Source organism: Aeromicrobium sp., from assembly GCF_037719875.1.
In the GTDB taxonomy this organism is placed as follows: domain Bacteria; phylum Actinomycetota; class Actinomycetes; order Propionibacteriales; family Nocardioidaceae; genus Aeromicrobium.
In genome coordinates this window covers 88,291-105,634 of the sequence record NZ_JBBJMJ010000006.1, presented here as the reverse complement: position 1 = coordinate 105,634, position 17,344 = coordinate 88,291, and the positions used below count along the sequence as shown (strand labels likewise).

General features: G+C 67.2%; 20 protein-coding genes. 9 read left to right on the top strand and 11 right to left on the bottom strand.

Annotation, left to right across the window (positions count from 1 at the left end):
• Positions 1 to 16 precede the first annotated feature (16 nt).
• From WKF39_RS08145 to WKF39_RS08135, 3 genes are all read right to left on the bottom strand, one after another.
• Entirely contained in the window at positions 17 to 289 is a 273-nt protein-coding gene (locus tag WKF39_RS08145) for an HU family DNA-binding protein (protein ID WP_290514280.1), read from the bottom strand.
• Between the two features lie 109 nt (positions 290 to 398).
• Positions 399 to 1,052 carry a leucyl/phenylalanyl-tRNA--protein transferase gene (gene aat / locus WKF39_RS08140; RefSeq protein WP_340387186.1) on the bottom strand — a complete coding sequence of 218 codons (654 nt, stop codon included), beginning with the start codon at positions 1,050 to 1,052 and terminating at the stop codon, positions 399 to 401.
• A complete protein-coding gene (locus WKF39_RS08135; RefSeq protein WP_340387184.1) occupies positions 1,049 to 2,014 on the bottom strand; it encodes a phosphotransferase in 966 nt (321 codons plus the stop codon). The genes aat and WKF39_RS08135 overlap by 4 nt, the downstream gene beginning before the upstream one ends.
• Positions 2,015 to 2,086: 72 nt before the next feature.
• Between WKF39_RS08135 and WKF39_RS08130 the strand changes: the two genes are divergently transcribed.
• Positions 2,087 to 2,764 (top strand): EcsC family protein, encoded by a 678-nt coding sequence (locus WKF39_RS08130; RefSeq protein WP_340387182.1) that lies wholly within the window; start codon positions 2,087 to 2,089, stop codon positions 2,762 to 2,764.
• A 126-nt stretch (positions 2,765 to 2,890) separates the two neighbouring features.
• On the opposite strand, the gene WKF39_RS08125 is transcribed toward WKF39_RS08130, so the two are convergent.
• From WKF39_RS08125 to WKF39_RS08115, 3 genes are read right to left on the bottom strand one after another with little or no spacing between them, the layout of a single operon-like run.
• Positions 2,891 to 3,814, bottom strand: coding sequence for a hydroxymethylglutaryl-CoA lyase (locus WKF39_RS08125; RefSeq protein WP_340387179.1), 924 nt, complete (start codon positions 3,812 to 3,814; stop codon positions 2,891 to 2,893).
• On the bottom strand, positions 3,811 to 5,664 hold the full coding sequence (locus WKF39_RS08120; protein WP_340387178.1) for a biotin carboxylase N-terminal domain-containing protein: 1,854 nt from the start codon (positions 5,662 to 5,664) through the stop codon (positions 3,811 to 3,813). The genes WKF39_RS08125 and WKF39_RS08120 overlap by 4 nt, the downstream gene beginning before the upstream one ends.
• A 27-nt stretch (positions 5,665 to 5,691) precedes the next feature.
• The gene (locus tag WKF39_RS08115; RefSeq protein ID WP_340387176.1) at positions 5,692 to 7,248 is read right to left on the bottom strand and encodes a carboxyl transferase domain-containing protein; all 1,557 of its coding nucleotides are present in this window, start codon (positions 7,246 to 7,248) and stop codon (positions 5,692 to 5,694) included.
• 46 nt (positions 7,249 to 7,294) lie between these two features.
• Here WKF39_RS08115 and WKF39_RS08110 point away from each other — a divergent pair, with 46 nt between their 5' ends.
• The gene (locus WKF39_RS08110) at positions 7,295 to 7,846 is read left to right on the top strand and encodes a TetR/AcrR family transcriptional regulator (RefSeq protein ID WP_340387174.1); all 552 of its coding nucleotides are present in this window, start codon (positions 7,295 to 7,297) and stop codon (positions 7,844 to 7,846) included.
• On the opposite strand, the gene WKF39_RS08105 is transcribed toward WKF39_RS08110, so the two are convergent.
• The gene (locus tag WKF39_RS08105) at positions 7,785 to 8,717 is read right to left on the bottom strand and encodes an EamA family transporter (RefSeq protein ID WP_340387172.1); all 933 of its coding nucleotides are present in this window, start codon (positions 8,715 to 8,717) and stop codon (positions 7,785 to 7,787) included. The two genes, WKF39_RS08110 and WKF39_RS08105, sit on opposite strands and share 62 nt — an antisense overlap.
• 72 nt (positions 8,718 to 8,789) lie before the next feature.
• Between WKF39_RS08105 and WKF39_RS08100 the strand changes: the two genes are divergently transcribed.
• The gene (locus WKF39_RS08100) at positions 8,790 to 9,695 is read left to right on the top strand and encodes a LysR family transcriptional regulator (RefSeq protein ID WP_340387170.1); all 906 of its coding nucleotides are present in this window, start codon (positions 8,790 to 8,792) and stop codon (positions 9,693 to 9,695) included.
• 5 nt (positions 9,696 to 9,700) lie between these two features.
• Here the strand turns inward: WKF39_RS08100 and WKF39_RS08095 are convergent, their stop codons facing one another.
• Positions 9,701 to 11,227 carry an MFS transporter gene (locus WKF39_RS08095; protein ID WP_340387168.1) on the bottom strand — a complete coding sequence of 509 codons (1,527 nt, stop codon included), beginning with the start codon at positions 11,225 to 11,227 and terminating at the stop codon, positions 9,701 to 9,703.
• Between the two features lie 96 nt (positions 11,228 to 11,323).
• Between WKF39_RS08095 and WKF39_RS08090 the strand changes: the two genes are divergently transcribed.
• From WKF39_RS08090 to WKF39_RS08080, 3 genes are all read left to right on the top strand, one after another.
• Positions 11,324 to 11,851, top strand: a complete 528-nt coding sequence (locus WKF39_RS08090) for a TetR/AcrR family transcriptional regulator (RefSeq protein WP_340387166.1) — start codon at positions 11,324 to 11,326, stop codon at positions 11,849 to 11,851.
• 111 nt (positions 11,852 to 11,962) lie between these two features.
• Positions 11,963 to 13,123: a glycerophosphodiester phosphodiesterase gene (locus WKF39_RS08085; protein WP_340387164.1), complete on the top strand. Its 1,161-nt coding sequence runs from the start codon at positions 11,963 to 11,965 to the stop codon at positions 13,121 to 13,123.
• A 65-nt stretch (positions 13,124 to 13,188) separates the two neighbouring features.
• Entirely contained in the window at positions 13,189 to 13,461 is a 273-nt protein-coding gene (locus WKF39_RS08080; RefSeq protein WP_340387162.1) for a DUF2277 domain-containing protein, read from the top strand.
• A gap of 216 nt (positions 13,462 to 13,677) precedes the next feature.
• On the opposite strand, the gene WKF39_RS08075 is transcribed toward WKF39_RS08080, so the two are convergent.
• A complete protein-coding gene (locus WKF39_RS08075; RefSeq protein WP_340387160.1) occupies positions 13,678 to 14,247 on the bottom strand; it encodes a dihydrofolate reductase family protein in 570 nt (189 codons plus the stop codon).
• 71 nt (positions 14,248 to 14,318) lie between these two features.
• Between WKF39_RS08075 and WKF39_RS08070 the strand changes: the two genes are divergently transcribed.
• Positions 14,319 to 14,885, top strand: coding sequence for a TetR family transcriptional regulator (locus WKF39_RS08070; RefSeq protein ID WP_340387158.1), 567 nt, complete (start codon positions 14,319 to 14,321; stop codon positions 14,883 to 14,885).
• Positions 14,886 to 14,966: 81 nt separating this feature from the next.
• On the opposite strand, the gene WKF39_RS08065 is transcribed toward WKF39_RS08070, so the two are convergent.
• Together WKF39_RS08065 and WKF39_RS08060 are read right to left on the bottom strand one after the other, a co-directional pair.
• A complete protein-coding gene (locus WKF39_RS08065) occupies positions 14,967 to 15,755 on the bottom strand; it encodes a class I SAM-dependent methyltransferase (RefSeq protein ID WP_340387156.1) in 789 nt (262 codons plus the stop codon).
• A 34-nt stretch (positions 15,756 to 15,789) separates the two neighbouring features.
• On the bottom strand, positions 15,790 to 16,590 hold the full coding sequence (locus tag WKF39_RS08060; RefSeq protein WP_340387154.1) for a crotonase/enoyl-CoA hydratase family protein: 801 nt from the start codon (positions 16,588 to 16,590) through the stop codon (positions 15,790 to 15,792).
• A gap of 80 nt (positions 16,591 to 16,670) precedes the next feature.
• Here WKF39_RS08060 and WKF39_RS08055 point away from each other — a divergent pair, with 80 nt between their 5' ends.
• Both WKF39_RS08055 and WKF39_RS08050 read left to right on the top strand, forming a co-directional pair.
• On the top strand, positions 16,671 to 16,955 hold the full coding sequence (locus WKF39_RS08055) for a WhiB family transcriptional regulator (RefSeq protein WP_340387346.1): 285 nt from the start codon (positions 16,671 to 16,673) through the stop codon (positions 16,953 to 16,955).
• A 25-nt stretch (positions 16,956 to 16,980) separates the two neighbouring features.
• On the top strand, positions 16,981 to 17,277 hold the full coding sequence (locus WKF39_RS08050; RefSeq protein ID WP_340387152.1) for a DUF4235 domain-containing protein: 297 nt from the start codon (positions 16,981 to 16,983) through the stop codon (positions 17,275 to 17,277).
• The last annotated feature ends 67 nt before the right edge of the window (positions 17,278 to 17,344 follow it).

The following is a 17,344-nucleotide window of genomic DNA, read 5'->3' as shown; positions in this document are numbered from 1 at the left end:
GCTGGGTGGTGCTGTCCTACTTGGCTGCGGCCTTGAGGCGCGAGCCGACGCTGACCTTGACGCCGAAGCCGGCGGGGATGTCGATCGTCTCGCCCGTTGAGGGGTTGCGACCCGTGCGGGCAGCACGCTTGACGCGCTCGACGGACAGGATGCCGGGGATCGAGACCTTTTCGCCATTGCTGACGGAGTCGAGCAGGATCTCGCTGAAGGACGAGAGAACTGCGTCGGCCTCGGCCTTGCTGGTGCCGGCCTTCGAAGCGAGGGCAGCGACGAGGTCGTTGCGTGAGATAGCCACAAAAGCTCCCTTGTGAGTGATGGTGTGTGCGCCGCCCAGTCTATGAACCCAGGACACGGTTTGTTCTTCACCCCCTCCGGCGAGGCGAACTTTCCGCCTGCTATCAGGCCCAGATCGCGGGGGGTTCGGCCTCGACGAGCCCGCCGATCGCGGCCAGATAGCGATCGCGCGTCCACTCCTCCACACCCAAGGAGGCAAGGTGCTCGGTGCGCCACTGGGTGTCGATCAGACCGTCATCGCCCACGACCTCGGAGAGCGAGGCCAGCGCGACCTTCGAGGCATCCGTGACGCGGTGGAACATCGACTCTCCGGCGAACAGCCGGCCGATGCTCAGTCCATACAGGCCGCCGACCAGCAGGCCTTCGTCATCGCGCGTCTCGACCGAGTGCGCCCAACCGAGCCGGTGAAGTCGCACGTACGCCTCACGGATCGGCCCGTCGATCCACGCGCCGGGGCGAGTCGGGTCGGCACATGCATCGATGACCTCCTCGAACGATTGGTCGATCGTCACCGTGAACCGCCGCCGCGACCTGGCCAGTGAGCGGCTGACGTGCATCCCGGACGCCTCGAGCACGCCCCGCCGCATCGGTGACCACCACAGCAACAGGCCGTCGTGCGGCATCGGAAAGGCGCCTCGACGGTAGGCCTCGACGATGGTGCCGGGCTCCAGGTCGGCTCCGGCGGCGACGCAGTCCTCCGGCGGCCAGGTGCCTGGATCGAAGACCCACGGCGACGGCGACAACTTCTGCCGGCTCATGGGTCGAGGACGCGGGTCAGGTGGTGCAGCGGCGCGTCACCCCACGTCTCCCACTCGGCCGCGGTCGCCTCACCGAGGCACGCCCACCAGGTCATCGCGCGGTTGACCGGCTGGGTCAGTCCGGTTGCGATCCACTGTGACTCGAGCTCGGCCGGTTCGACCCGCCACGCCGTGCCGTAGGCCTCGAGCACGTCGGGCCAGGCCAGCGTGCTCCGCTCCCTGATCCAGCCGAACGGGACGCTGAGCAGCTCGGCCGCGTGGGCCCACTGCCCGTCGCCGAAGTCGAACAGCCGCAGCGAGCCGGGCCCGACCGCGAAGACGTTCCACGGATGGAGGTCGCCGTGCTGCCAGGTCGACGGGAGCGACGACTCGGCCAGCTCGTGCGCTGCATCCACGATCGCCGGTCGCGCCTGATGGAGCAGTGACCCGACGTCGGCGTCTATGCGCGACGGGTGGTCTTCCGGCAGGGCCGCCAGGATCGCAACGAGTCGGTCGAACCGGTCGACCACGGTCGCGGGCGAGCAGTCCGGCAGACCCGTCGCCCGCATGCCGTCGGCCCGGCCGGCCAGGGTGACCTGCAGCGCGGCCGTCTCCGCCAGGACCAGGCGCCAGTCATCGGCGGTGGGTTCATGGGAGTCACCGAGGGGCGTGCCGCGATCACGAGTCAGCATCCACCCCTGGTCCGGCTCGATCCCGTAGGGCGCGTCGACGGTGCCCGGTGCGAGGCGGGCGAGCTCGGCGTGGAGACGCGGCTCAAACGCCTGGGCCGCGCAGTTGGCCTTGAACCACAGCCGTCCGGCATCCGTCGGGACGGTGATGTGTGTCGACCACGGGCGTACGCGGGGCTGCAGGATCGGCCCCGTGATCGTATGACCGTGCCGGTGCAGCCGATCGCCGATCCAGGTCTCGACGTCCCGTCGCCAGTCCTCGCCCACCACGCGCTCGGAGAAGGGGCGTCCCATGGCCTCAGCGTAGGGCCAGCCGCTGGACGCCACCCGAGATGCCGCTGTGCCGTGCCCACCTATGCTGGACGGATGGGAGTTCGTCGCAACGTCGCTGTCATTGCTGGTGCCAAGCTCGCTCCCGCCTTCGCCTCGAACTATGTGCGCACGATCCTCGACCACGCGATCGACGGTCTCGGCCCGCTGAACTCGGCGGCGGCGTCGGCCGACACCAAGCTCGTCGACCACAAGGGTGACGTCGAGGAGGCGATCCGCGGACTCGTGCGGTTGCACTCAAGCCTGGCCGGCGTGCAAGGATTCGTCACCAACCTCGGGGGCTTTTCAACAGTTGCGGTGTCGATCCCGGCCAATGTCGTCGGCGTGACCCTCGTGCAGTGTCGCCTCGTCGCCGGCATTGCGCACCTGCGCGGCTACGACCTCGAGGATCCGCGCGTGCGCAACGCGATCCTGGCGTGCATGCTCGGCGAGGACGCGGTCAAGGCGCTCGTCAAGGGCCGCCGCCTGCCCTCGTCGCCGATGGCCCTGGCGACCTCACCGGTTCACGACCCGGTGCTCGACGAGACGTTGTCGCGCGAGGTGACATCCGAGCTCGTGGGGCGTACCGCGGGCCGCCGCGCCGTGACCCTGATCGGCCGACGGGTTCCCCTGCTGGGTGGCGCTGTCGGCGCATCCAGCGACGCCTACGCGACGTGGCAGATCGGGAAGTTCGCCGCCGAAGAGCTCCGCGACCGCCGGCTCTCACCCCGCTGACGGTTTACCACGGTCCCTAGGCAACCGTCGTCCGCCCGCGGGAGATTGTCCTAGGGCGGACGACCCTTGCCGCGGGGGGACCTAGCGGGCGAACGGTTTGCCTAGGGACCGTGGTAAACCATCGGGTCAGCTCAGGGCGCGTACGACGGCGCTGGCCGGTTGCTTGCCGAGCACTCCGGACATCCAGACACTGGTTCGCACCAAGGCATCCAGGTCGACGCCGTGCTGGATGCCGAGCCCGGTCAACATCCAGACGAGGTCCTCGGTCGCCAGGTTGCCGGTGGCGCTCACCGCATACGGGCACCCGCCGAGTCCGCCGGCCGATGCGTCGAATGTCGTGATGCCAAGGCGCAGGGCCGCGTAAGCGTTTGCCAGCGCCTGGCCGTAGGTGTCGTGGAAGTGCATCGCGAGCCGCTCGACCCCGACACCGGCAGTGGCGAATGCGCCGATGAGCTCGGCGACGTGCGCTGCCGTGCCGACCCCGATCGTGTCGCCGATCGAGAGCTGGGACGCACCCAGGTCGAGAAGCCGGGTGCCGACGGAGACGACCTGGTCGATCGGCACGGGACCCTCCCACGGGTCGCCGAAACACATCGAGACGTAGGCCCGCACGTCGACACCCGCCTCGCGAGCGCGGCCGACGACCGGCTCGAACATCGCGAACTGCGAATCGAGCGAAGCATGGAGGTTCTTCTGCGCGAAGGACTCCGTGGCGCTGCCGAAGATGGCGACATGCCGGCACCCGGCGTCGAGCGCCCGATCGAGACCTCGCTCGTTCGGCACCAGCACCGGGAGCGGGGTCGCTCCCGAGAGCGGCAGCAGCGCGACCAGGTCGGCCGCGTCGGCGAGCTGTGGGACCCACGTCGGATGGACGAAGCTCGTCGCCTCGACGATCGGCAGCCCGGCTCCGATCAGCCGCGTGATGAATTCGACCTTGGCGGCCAGCGGCACGATCGCCGCCTCGTTCTGCAGCCCGTCCCGCGGCCCGACCTCATAGATCGTGACGGTTTCGGGCAACGACGGATCGCCGACGATCATCGGCGCGGTCATGCCGGGTCCACCGTGAAGAGCAGATGCTTGATCGGCACCTGGTCGCCGGCGCCGGCGCCGACATATGACACGACGCCGTCGTAGGGGGCCAGCAGGGCTAGCTCCATCTTCATCGCCTCGACGACTCCAAGCTGCTGCCCGACCGTCACCGACTCGCCTTCGGAGACGTCGACCCGCAGCACCGTCCCGGGCATGGGCGACACCACATCTGCATCGGTGGAGACGCCCCGCTGATGACCGCCGCGCATCGGGTCGAGGGTGTCGAACCGCCAGTTCTGACCCTGCCACGCGATCGTCAGCCCGTCGCCGTCTGCGATGGCCAATCCGCCGGCATGGGCGGATTCGGTGGCGGCGAACGCGTGCTCCCACGTCAGGTCCGCCTCGTCGACGAGCACGATGCGCACCGGGGCCGGGTCGCCACCGGCGCGCCAGCCGTCGTCGAGCGACATCGGTGACCCGCCAGTGGACCTCTCGAGGCGAGCCCAGAGCAGTGCCGCCGCGCGGGCCGCCTCATCGGGCGTGACCGGGGGAGTCAGCAGGTCAACCGACGCATCGCTGTCGAGCCAGCCGGTATGTATGTCGCCGGTCGCGAACTCATCGCTCGCGACCAGACGGCGGACGAAGCCCACATTGGTCGTCACGCCGAAGATGCCGGTGTCATCGAGCGCGGCGACCATACGCCGACGGGCGTCCTCACGATCGGCGCCGAGGACCACGATCTTGCCGAGCATCGGGTCGTACGCCGTCGACACCTCCTGGTCGGGACCGAGATCGGTCTCGACCCGGACGCCGTCTGGCCAAGCCGCGTCAAGCACGAGGCCTGCCTGGGGGAGGAAGCCCGTGTAGGGGTCCTCGGCGTAGATGCGTGCCTCCATCGCATGGCCCGAGGCGATGATGTCGTCCTGCGCCACGGGGAGGGGCCGGCCGGCGGCGACCTGCAGCTGCCACTGCACGAGGTCGAGTCCGGTGATCTCCTCGGTGACGCAGTGCTCCACCTGCAGGCGCGTGTTCATCTCCAGGAAGTAGGCCTGCCCGTCTGCGACGAGGAACTCGACCGTCCCCGCGCCGGTGTAGCCGACCTCGCGACACAGCGCCGTCGAGGAGTCGTGCAACGTCTGACGCAGCTCGTCGCTGAGACCGAACGACGGTGCCTCCTCGATGACCTTCTGGTGCCGGCGTTGCACCGAGCAGTCGCGCTCGAAGAGGTGGACGACATTGCCTGCGGTGTCGCCGAAGACCTGCACCTCCACGTGGCGGCCGGCCTCGATGTACTTCTCCACCAGCACTGTGTCATCACCGAATGCTGCCGCGGCTTCCCGTCGCGCCGCATCGATCGCGGCCTCGAGGTCGCCTGCCTCGCGCACGATCCGCATGCCCTTGCCCCCGCCGCCGGCAGCGGCCTTGACCAGGATCGGATAGGCGTCGGGGGGCACCGCCGCGGCATCGAACTGCGGTGTGACCGGCACGCCCGCCTTCGCGGCGATCGCTCGCGCACGATCCTTGCGGCCCATGGCATCCATCACGTCGGGGGTCGGGCCGATGAAGACGAGCCCGGCATCGACGACCGCCCTGGCGAACTCGGCCCGTTCGGACAAGAAGCCGTAGCCGGGATGGACGGCCTCCGCGCCCGAGGACTTGGCGGCCGCGATGATCCGTTCGATCGAGAGATAGGACTCGGTCGCCCGGGTCGGGCCGAGGTGGACCGCCTCGTCAGCGAGGCCAACGTAGGGAGCCTCCGCGTCGGCGTCCGAATAGACCGCGATGCTCTTCAGGCCCGACGCACGACAGGCCCGGATCACCCGGCGGGCGATCTCGCCCCTGTTCGCCACCAGAACGCTCGAGAAATTCATGTGCTCATCACTGCTTCGCATGGCCGACTACATCCTGAAGACGCCGAACTGCGGCGTCGGTGTCGGTGTGGCCGAGGCCAGCTGGAGCCCCATGCCGAGGACGCGCCGGGTGTCGACCGGATCGATGATTCCGTCGTCCCACAGTCGCGCCGTGGAGTAGTAGGGCGAGCCCTGTTGGTCATACTGCTCACGGATCGGGGCGCGGAACGCCTCCTCGTCCTCGGCCGACCACTCGCCGCCCTTGGCCTCGATGCCGTCCCGCCGCACTGTCGCCAGCACCGCCGAGGCCTGCTCGCCGCCCATGACCGAGATCCGCGCATTGGGCCACATCCAGAGGAACCGCGGGTCGTATGCCCGCCCGCACATCCCGTAGTTGCCGGCACCGAACGAGCCACCGATCACGACGGTGAACTTCGGCACGACCGACGACGCGACCGCCGTGACGAGCTTGGCGCCGTCCTTGGCGATGCCCTTGTTCTCATACTCCTGCCCGACCATGAAGCCCGTGATGTTCTGGAGGAACACCAGCGGGATGCCGCGCTGGTTGGCGAGCTCGATGAAGTGCGCTCCCTTGAGGGCCGACTCGCTGAACAGGATGCCGTTGTTGGCGATGATCGCGACCGGATAGCCCCAGATGCGGGCGAAGCCGCACACCAACGTGTCACCGTAGAGCGGCTTGAACTCGTGCAGACGCGAGTCGTCGACGACCCGGCGGATGACCTCGCGGACGTCGTAGGGCGTGCGTCCGTCGACGGGGACGACGTCGTAGAGGGTCTCGGGATCCTCGGCGGGCTCGACCGGCTCGTGCGGTGGCTCAGCACTCGTCGGGCGTTCGATCGTGCCCACGATCGAACGTACGATCTGCAGCGCGTGCTCGTCATCGTCGGCGAGGTGATCGACGACACCGGAAACCCGGGCGTGAACGTCGCCGCCGCCGAGGTCCTCGGCCGTCACGACCTCGCCGGTCGCCGCCTTCACCAGAGGAGGCCCACCGAGGAAGATCGTGCCCTGCTCCTTGACGATGACGCTCTCGTCACTCATCGCCGGGACGTATGCGCCACCGGCCGTGCAGGACCCCATGACGGCGGCGATCTGCGGGATCTGTTGCGCCGACATCTGGGCCTGGTTGAAGAAGATGCGCCCGAAGTGCTCACGATCGGGGAACACCTCGTCCTGCATCGGCAGGAATGCCCCTCCGGAGTCGACGAGATAGATGCACGGCAATCGGTTCTGTTGCGCAATTGTCTGCGCCCGTAGGTGCTTCTTGACCGTGAGCGGATAGTAGGTGCCGCCCTTGACGGTCGCGTCGTTGGCGACTATGACGCAGTCCCGGCCACTGACCCGGCCGATGCCGGTGATGATGCCGGCGCTCGGCACGCCGTACTCCTCACCAGGGCCGCCATACATTCCGTATGCCGCCAAGGGACCGATCTCGAGGAATGGCGAGCCCGGATCCAGCAGGTGGTCGATGCGATCGCGAGGGAGCAGCTTGCCGCGGCCGACGTGGCGCTGGCGGGAAGCCTCGCCACCGCCCTCGCGCACCGTGGCCAGCTTGCTCCGCAGCTCCTCGACGAGTTCACGCATGCCCACAGGTTAACAGCCGTTAACCTCGTACGGCTACAGTGGAGCGGTGACCACGACCCGTCGCCAGCAGATCCTCGACACGGCCGCGACGCTGTTCGCCGAGCGCGGCTTCCACGGGGTGTCGGTGCACGACATCGGGGGCGCCTGCGGAATCTCCGGACCGGCGCTCTACAAGCACTTCGCCGGCAAGGACGACATCCTCACGCAGTCGCTGACCGCGATCAGCGAGCAGCTCCTCGCCGAGGGACGGCGGCGCGCGACGGCGGCGGCCGATGGCGATGCCGGCCTCGATGCGCTCATCGCCTGGCACATCGACTTCGCTCTCGGGCACCGAGCCTTCATCGTGATCCAGGAACGTGAGTGGACCAACCTCGATGCCGCGGGACGCAAGCGGGTGCGCACGCTGCAGCTCGCCTACGTCGACATCTGGGTCGATGCCGTGCGCCGGCTGCGCGACGACCTCGACCCGACCGAGACCCGGGCCGTCGTCCAGGCGACGTTCGGCCTGCTCAACTCCACGCCGCACAGCGCCCGCATCAGCGAGTCGGCGATGCGTCGACGTCTCGCGACGATGGCACGGTCGGCGCTTCTCGCCTAGTTTGAGGTCCCGTGCCCGGCCTGGTCCTGATGGTTGCGGCGGCGACCCCGCCCAGCATGATCAACGCTCCGATCAGCTCCAGCACCGTCGGCACCTCCTGCTGGATCACCCAGGCGGCCGCGATGCCGATGATCGGGACAAGCAGCACGAACGGGACCACCGCGCTGGCGGGGTAGCGGGCGAGTAGCGAGTTCCAGATGCCATAGCCCAGCAGCGAGGCACCGAACGCGGTGTAGGCCGTGCTCGCGATCGCCGTGCCCGACAGGTGCGTCAGGGCACGACCCACCTCCTCGCTCCCATCCACGAGCAGCGACAGCCCGAGCGCCGGCAGCGGCACGACAAGGGCCGACCACACGACCAGCGAGAAGCCCGAGGCGACGCCGGCCTGCCGGGCGATCACGTTGCCGATCGCCCACGACATCGCCGCACCCAGCATCACCACGACCGGAAGGACCGGAGCGGCGACCCCGTGGGCGATCACGACGAGCACCAGACCGGCCGTCCCGATCACCGCGCCGATGATCTGGCGGCGGCTGGGCGGCTCCTTGATGACAACAGCCGCGATGACGATCGTGAAGATGACCTGGGCCTGCAGCACGAGCGATGCGAGACCGGCCGGCATACCGAGGTGGAGCGCGAGATAGAGCAGGCTGAACTGGCCGAGACTCATGAACGACCCGACCGCCACCACGTTGCGCCAGCTGGCCCGGGGCAGTGGCACGAAGAAGACCAGGGGCAAGGCGACGCAGGTGAACCTCATAGCCAAGAACAGCAGCGGCGGCACATCGGCCAAGCCTTCGTCGATGACCACGAAGTTGGCGCCCCAGACCACCATCACGAGAATGGCAAGCAGGCTGTGCTTAAGCGACATGATCCCAGTGTCCTTCGACAGACGATGAAGGACCAGCGACGGTTTATGGACTGAACAACGTACTGTTGCTTCATGATTGATCTGGCAGCGCTGCGATCGCTCATCGCGGTGCGCGATCACGGCAGCATCGTCTCAGCGGCCGCAGCCTTGGACTTCACCCCTTCAGCGGTGTCGCAGCAGATCAAGAAGCTCGAACGGCAGAGCCATTCGCCGATGCTCGAGCGGGTCGGCCGCGGTGTCATCCTGACCGAGCGGGGACGACTCCTTGCCGAGCGAGGCGCAGTCCTGCTCGCAGATCTCGAGCAGGTCGAAAACCTCGCAGTCGGCGGGGCCGAAGAGCTGCGCGGCGCGTTCCGGGTGGCGTCATTCTCCACGGCGTCACGCGGCATCGTCGCGCCGCTGCTTGCCCGACTGCGGTCCACCGCCCCAGGGCTGGAGGTCACGGTCGTGGAGACCGACCCCCGTGAGGCCGTGACCCTCATCGAGCGCGGGGGCGCGGACTTCGCGATCGTGCACGACTGGAACACGCTCCCGCTCGAGCTGCCGACGACGCTGCAGCGTCATCCGGTGCATCTCGACCGCGCCGATGTCCTGCTGCCGCGGGACCACCGCCTGGCCTCTCGAGATTCGGTCAGCCCGACGGACCTGCTCGGTGAGCACTGGATCACGACCCCGTCCGGCACGATCTGTCACGACTGGCTCGTGCACATGTTCGCGATGCACGGCGCACGCCCCGACATGCGCTACTTCGACGGTTCATACTCGACCCACGCCGCAATGGTCGAGCATGGTGTCGCCGTGGCGCTGGTGCCCCGACTCGGCCGCGAGTCCCTCTCCCCCCGTCTACGTGCCGTCCCCGTGGTCGACCCCACGCCACAGCGTCAGGTCAGCTCGCTGTGGCGGGGGTCCAGTCGGGACAATCCAGCTCGTCTGCACGTGCAAGCAGAGCTCGAGGGGATGTTCGCGCCAGCGCCGTAAGCTTCTCAGGCACCCTTGAGCGTCCGCCACGAGACGACCGCCGCAGCCAGTGCCACGACGATCGCAGTCGCAGACGTCAGCTGCATGCCGAGGTCGAACGCCGCGTATGCCGAGCGGATGAGGTTGTCGCCCACCTCGTTGGGGTAGTTGCCGGCGAACTCGACCGTGCTGCCGAGCGTCTCGAACGATGAGTCGTTGTCGCCCCACTGGACAACCGCCGGCACCGTCAGGTGCGAACGGTAGGTCGAGGTCAGGATGCTGCCCAGCACCGCCGTGCCGAGCACCGCGCCGACCTCGTAGGCCGTCTCCGAGATCGCCGACGCAGCCCCTGCCTTGTTGGGCGGCACGCTCGACAGCATGAGGTCGTTGGTCAGCGTCTCCGCCAGCCCGATCCCCAGGCCGAGCACCGCGAACGCGACCATGATCGACCACATCGTGGGCGTGCCGAGGAATGCGGCGATCGCATACCCCGACGCCGACAGTCCGAAGCTGCCCGCGACCAGAGCGCGTGCCGGGATGTGGCGCACGAGTCGTACCGCGGCGAACCCCCCGATCACGGTGAGCGCAAGACCGGGCAGCAACACCGTGGCAGCCGACATGGGGGACAGGCCGACCACGATCTGCAGGAACTGTGCCCCGAAGAAGACGAAGCCCGCGTAGCCCATCAGGCTCAGCAGGTTCGCGACGATCGCGCCGCTGAAGACCCGGTCGGAGAACATCGTCATGTCGATCATCGGATCGACGAGTCGGTGCTGGCGACGGACGAAAACCACGCCGCTCGTGATGCCGACGGCAAATCCGGCGAGGGCCAGATCGCTGAATCCGTGCTCGGCGACCTGCTTGATGCCGACCACGAACGGCAGCATCGAGGTCAACGACAAGACGATGCTGATGAGGTCGACGCGTCCCGGCCGGGGATCACGGGACTCCGGCAGCAGGAAGATCGCCGCCGCAAGGAACACGATGATGATCGGCACGTTGATGAAGAAGACCGACCCCCACCAGAAGTGCTCGAGCAACCAGCCGCCCACGACCGGACCGAGAGCAGCGCCGCCGGCGAACGCCGAGGCCCACGTGGCGATCGCGAGCCGGCGGTCGTCACGGTGCGTGAAGAGGTTGCGGATCAGCGACAGGGTCGATGGCATGAGCGTCGCACCGAAGACGCCGAGCAGGGCACGCGAGGCGAACAATGCCTCTGCGGTCGGGCTGAAGGCGGCAAACACCGAGGCGATGCCGAATCCGACTGCACCGATCAGGAGCAACCGGCGTCGTCCGATGCGGTCGCCGAGACTGCCCATCGCGACGAGCAAGCCGGCGAGCATCAGCGGATAGATGTCGACGAGCCAGAGCAGCTGCTCGCCCGTCGGATGCAGCGCCGTGCTGACCTGCGGCAGGGCGAAGCTGAGCACCGTGTTGTCGATCGAGGTCAGGAGGACCGGGAGCATGAGGACGCCAAGCGCGACCCACTCGCGAAGTCCTGCGCGGTGGGTGTCGAGTGGATCGGCGCGGAAGCGCGGCTCGGTCGTGGTCATGGGTCCTCCTCGTGTAGTGTCGGATCAACTGTACCGTCCAGACGGTATAGTCAACGACCCGTGAGCGGGTGATATTCCTCTCGGTAGGGTGATCGCATGGCAGCCGGCGAACGCACGACGAGAGATCGCCTGCTCGATGCCTTCGAGACTCTGCTCGTCACGGTCGGCAGACGCGCCGCAACACTGGACGCGGTTGCCGCTCAGGCCGAGGTCTCCAAGGGCGGGCTGCTCTACCACTTCCACAGCAAGGACGAGCTCGTCGACGGGATGCTCGCCCGGCTGCGCGAGCAGGGTGCCGCCGACGCCGCCAAGATGCGCACCGCCAAGAAGGGGCCGGTGGAGTTCTACCTCGCCACCTCGGTCAACACCGGCAGCGACTTCGACCGCGCACTCGTGGCCGCCGCGCGCATAGCCCAGGAGAACGACTCACGTGCTGCGGCAGCGCTCGCCGACCTCCGCGAGGGCTGGTTCGTCGTGCTGCGTGAGCACCTCGGCGACGAGCCGCTCGCGCGCACGATCCAGCTGATCGGTGACGGTCTCTACTTCGACGACACGACCGGTCTCACCGAGAAGAACGCGCTGAAGCACGTCCGTGACGTGCTCAGGCGCCTCGACGTCATCTAGTCGCCCGACGCCTGAGCACGAGCCCGCGCAATGGGGGACGGACAACCGCTGTTCACCCAGCGTGCTGCTCGCGTGCACGCCCCCGTCACTCATCACCCGTGCACTCGAGTCATGAGCATCCTTCTCCCGTATGCCCGACGCACGGCGCACGTCATCGGCGCCGCCGCCCTCGCCACCGGGGTGGCGGCCGCACCTGCGACCTCCGCCGAACCGACGCCCACGATCAACAAGACGCGGGTCAACAACAGCCACAAGGTCCGCCATCACCAACCCATCACGGTCTTCGCCCACCGTGGCGCCTCGGGGCACCGCCCCGAGCACACCCTCGCTGCCTACGAGCTGGCGATCCGGCTCGGCGCCGACTACATCGAACCCGACCTCGTCAGCACCAAGGACGGCGTGCTCGTCGCCAGGCACGAGAACGAGATCAGCGGCACGACCGATGTCGCGGATCGTGCCGAGTTCGCTCAGCGCAAGACCACCAAGAATGTCGACGGCACACCCATCTCGGGCTGGTTCACCGAGGACTTCACCCTCCTCGAGCTCAGGACCCTCCGGGCCAAGGAGCGCCTCCCGGGCGTGCGACCGGGCAACACCCGCTATGACGGCCGTTACTCGATCCCGACGTTCGACGAGGTCCTCGCACTGGCCAACCGGGAGGGACGCAAGCGTGGTCGCACGATCGGGGTTGCCCCGGAGACCAAGCACCCGACCTACTTCCAGTCGATCGGCCTGCCCCTGGAGCAGCCGCTGCTGCGCTCGCTGGGACGTGCCGGGCGGGACTCGGCGCGCTCCAAGGTCATGATCCAGTCATTCGAGACCACCAACCTGCGTCAGCTGGCCCAGCAGACTCGAGTCCCGTTGGTCCAGCTGACCTCGGCGAAGGGCGCGCCTTACGATCTCGTCGTCGCGGGGGATCCGCGCACCTACGCCGACCTCATGAAGCCCGCCGGGCTGAAGGTGGTCGCCCGCTATGCGCGCTGGCTGGGTCCGGAGAAGAACAGCATCATCCCCCGCGATGCCCAGGGATTCCTCACGACTCCCACTCCGGTCGTGAAGGAGGCTCACCGCGCCGGTCTCAAGGTCGTCACCTACACCTTCCGTGACGAGAACCAGTTCCTCCCGGCAGACTTCCGCGACGGGACCGATCCCAACGCCAAGGGTGACATCTTCGGCGAGCTCAATGCCTTCTTCGAGACCGGGCTGGACGGCGTGTTCGCGGACTATCCCGACAGCGCGGACGCCGCCCGCGACTGGTGGGAAGAGCGCTAGGACGATCCACAACGGCCCCGCCGCTCGCCCTTCCGCGAGCGGTGGGGCTGTTCTAGCCTGCAACCATGTGCCGAAATATCCGAACCCTTCACAACTTCGAACCGTCCGCCACTCATGACGAGGTTCACGCAGCTGCGCTGCAGTACGTACGCAAGATCAGCGGGGCGTCCAAGCCGTCCAAGGCCAACGAGGAGGTCTTCAACGCAGCAGTCGCCGAGATCGCCCACATCACGGGCCACCTGCTGGACGATCTCGTGACGACGGCCCCGCCCAAGGACCGTGAGGTCGAGGCCGCCAAGGCAAAGGCCCGTTCCGCTGCCCGATTCGCCTCGGCCTAGCTTTCGCGCTGCGAGTCAAGGGCTGGGGTGAGCGTGGGGTGGTTGCCGCGCACGGGTGAGCGTTCGGCTGTGATCGCGATGAGTTTGGTCGTGTCGTGAGGGGGGTGCCAGCGTGGGCCGCAGGTTAGCAGGCTGATCAGGCGCCGGCAGCGTGGCAGGTTTTCGTGTGCGCCATGAGAAGCGGCCCAGCGCGAGCGGGCGGCAAGCTAATCGGCGTCACTCACTGACTGCATACTCCTCGATGATGACCCCCGACTGGAACGAGCGCGCACCTGTCAGTGTGAACGCCCGCGGTTCGTAGGATGCTTTCCCGAAGAGCGAAATGCCTGAGCCGAAGACCAAAGGGTTCCGTTTCAGCACGAGACGGTCGATCTCTGGCAGCAGCGCGCCCGCGAGTTCTCCACCCCCGCAGAGCCAGATGTCCAGGCCGTCTTCTCTTTTCAGATCACGAACGGTGTCCAGCGGATCATGGGTCAACGTGATCGTCCGATCGAGGTCACGGGCGCGTCGACTCGCGACGAATTGACGCAGATGCGAGTAGGGGCTGGCTATACCAATATCGAGTGCAGGGGCGAGGGTTTTCCAGCCCATGATCACCGTGTCGAATCTTGTTCTCGGTGGTTCGATGCCGAGGCCGGAAAGCGCGTGGGTGGGAAGCGCATCAGCGTACTCACCAAAGACGACGAAGGTGTGATCTCCTTCGACCGGGAATGCGTCGAATCCGCCGTTCGGGTCTGCAATATAGCCGTCGAGGCTGACGGCTACGTAGTAGACGAGTTCCCGCATGATGACTCCAATCACGACACCTGTCGTGGTTAGACTACAACAGGTGTCGTGGTGTGCCTAACATGGTCATCATGGCTCGCAACGACGATCGGCGTTCCGCGCTCGCCGACGCGGGAATCCGCGTTCTTGCGGAGGAGGGTGCCCGCGGCCTGACTCACCGCGCTGTCGACGCCGCGGCCGGCACCCCGAGAGGCACCGCATCCAACTACTTCCCGACTCGCGTCGACCTCGTTGCTGCGCTGGTCGATCGAATCGAAGAGAGACTGGCTCCCGACCCCGAAACCCTCGCGCAGCTCAAACAGCGCACTCCGGATCGTGCTGTGTTCGCCGAGCACCTGCGCAACGTCGTTCGACGACTCAGCGCGAACCCGCATGTTTCCCTCGCGCTGTTCGAGCTACGACTCGAGGCATCGCGACGACCGAGCGTCGCAAAAGCGCTCGGGGCTTGGAGGCGGCGCGCATTCGAAGACGATGTCGCTTTCAACGCAAGCGCGGGACTCCCCGGAGGGCGAATCGAGCTGGCCCTGTTCCACTACGCGATCGACGGACTCATGCTCGACCACCTGACAGCACCGATCGAAGACAACCTGTCGATCGACTTTGTCGTGGACGAGCTCGTCGACCGCATCCTCCGTTGACTCAGGGCAAGCTCGCGCCCTCCGGCGCCGGCGACCTTCTGGCCAGCACTTAGGGACCACAGAGCCGCGGGCGCGGTGCAGCTAGGGCTTGCGAAGCTTCAGGAAGATGCTGGGTCCGAAGTTGTTCTTGGCCAGGCGCTGCTGGGTGGCGCGCTCGGCAGCCAGCATCGCGCTGGTGGGGAGAGCGCGCTTGAGCTTCTGGCTGCGCAGGTTTGATACCGAGAGCTTGTTCTCGAGCTTCAGGCCGGCCGCCTCCAGCTGACCCACCACGGTGTCGATGTTGTGGTTGACGAACGCGATGGCATCGGGCTCCTCGGCCTGGGTCTTGCGGATGCTGACCGGCTCGACGGGGAGGGGGGTGCCCTCCTTCTTGTGCCGGCGCCGGTTCTTGAAGTGACCGTAGTTGGCGACCTCGATGATGGCGGTGCCGCCAGGTGCCAGGACCCTCGCGATCTCGGCGAACTCCGTCGAGGGCTCCGGGATGTGGTGCATGACCCGGATCATCGTGATGAGATCCAGCTCCCCATCGGCGAACTTCAGGTCGTCTGCCTGCATCTGCCTCTGCTCGATGTCGGTGCCCGCGAGGACGCTCTTGGCCGCCTCCAGCTGTGAGGCCGCCGGCTCGGCGAGGGTGACCTTGTCCGAAAACGTGCGCAACAGGATGCACAGCCTGCCGAAGCCACCGCCGATGTCGGCGGCGCTGCTGTAGTGGTTGCCCTTCAACAGTCGCCGGATCGCGATGTGCTCAGCCGCGTTCTCGTAGTCGCGGTTGTCCCAGTACTTCGTGTAGTCATAACCACGCTCGTACTGGTTGGCGACCTTCTTGGACTTGGGGGCGCCCGGGGCCTGCACGGGATTGTCGTCAGTCACGCCGAACACAGTAACAACCGCGGGCGGACACGCATCAATCGAAGGTTCGGGGCCCGAAGACCGGTGTCTCCTTGGCCGACCCGGCCTTGCGCGCGATCGTGGTGTTCTTGGACTTGAACATCGCGGCCTGCAACCGGCGCTCGAGCCGATAGGCGCCACGGATGCTGCGGTGGCGATTGCCGTAGATCAGCTGTTTCGTCGCGGCGACCGAGTCCGGAGATCGCTCGATGATCTGGTCGACGAGGGCCAAGGCAGCCTTGAGCGGGTCGGGACTGACCTCGGTGGCCAGGCCCAGCTCGCCGGCCCGCTCCCCGGTGAACGACTCACCCGTCATCGACAGACGCATCACGACATCAGCCGGGAGCAGCTCGTTGAAGGGCACGGTGCCGGCCATGTCGGGCACGAGCCCCCACATGGCCTCGAGGATCGACCACGTCGCGTCGGGGGTCGTGAAACGGAAGTCCGCGCCGGCGGCGAGCTGCACACCGGCGCCGTAACAGTGCCCGTGGACCACCGCGATGACCGGGACGGGCAGGCTCCGCCAGATCGCGGTGACCCGCTGGAAGGTGTTGACGGTGCGTGGCCCGGCGAAGAAGAAGCGGGCAACCTTGCGCTTGTCCTTGAACGCCGCGGCGAAGTCGAGTCCCGCGCAGAAGGATCGGCCCTTGCCTTGCAACACCACCGCACGGATGTTGCGGTTGGCCTTGAGCGATTCGGCCGCCGCTATCAGCTCGGTGATCAGCTCGAGATCGACACCATTGAGCTTGTCCGGCCGATTGAGCCAGACATACGCGATCGGACCGTCGATCTCGGTGAGGACGCGCGGTTCAGTCATGCCCCCAAGGCTATCCGTCCCGCACCGATGGGCGTCATCCACAGATGTTTGAAAATGCAACCGGGGGGAACTACAGCACCATGGTCAACGTCAAGAGACTCCCTGTGCCGCTCATCGAGAAGTACGAGTGGCAATACCAAGGCGCCTGCATGGGCGTTGACAGCGAGGTCTTCTTCTCTCCCGAGTCAGAACGTGGCGCCAAGCGTGAGCGCCGCGAGGAGAACGCCAAGCGGCTCTGCTCCAGCTGCCCGGTCATCGACCGCTGCCGCGAGCACGCGCTCTCGGTCCAGGAACCCTATGGCGTATGGGGTGGCCTGAGTGAGGGCGAACGCGCCGAGCTCGCCCGCCACCGCGTCGCCAGTTGACCTCTCAGCAAGGATCAGGAACCCCATGACTGCAGCCAAGACACCCAGCACGTCCGCCAAGATCCTCTATCGCCCGGTGGGCATCGTCAGCTCGATCGCCGGCGGGCTCATCGCGTCACTTCTGTTCAAGCAGGTGTGGAAGCGGGTCAGCGCCGGAGAGGATGCCGATCCTCCAGGACCACTCCAGTCCGAGTACTCGTTCAAGGAGATCCTGATCGCCGCGGTGTTCCAAGGTGCGATCTTTGCGGTCGTCAAAGCCGTGATCCAGCGTCAGGGAGCCAAGGGTTTCGAGCGGGTCACGGGTGAGTGGCCCGGATCCTGAGCGTCTCCGCGGGGCCGATCAGTCGAGACATACGCCATATGTGAGGCACTGGGCAGTGCGTTCTTCG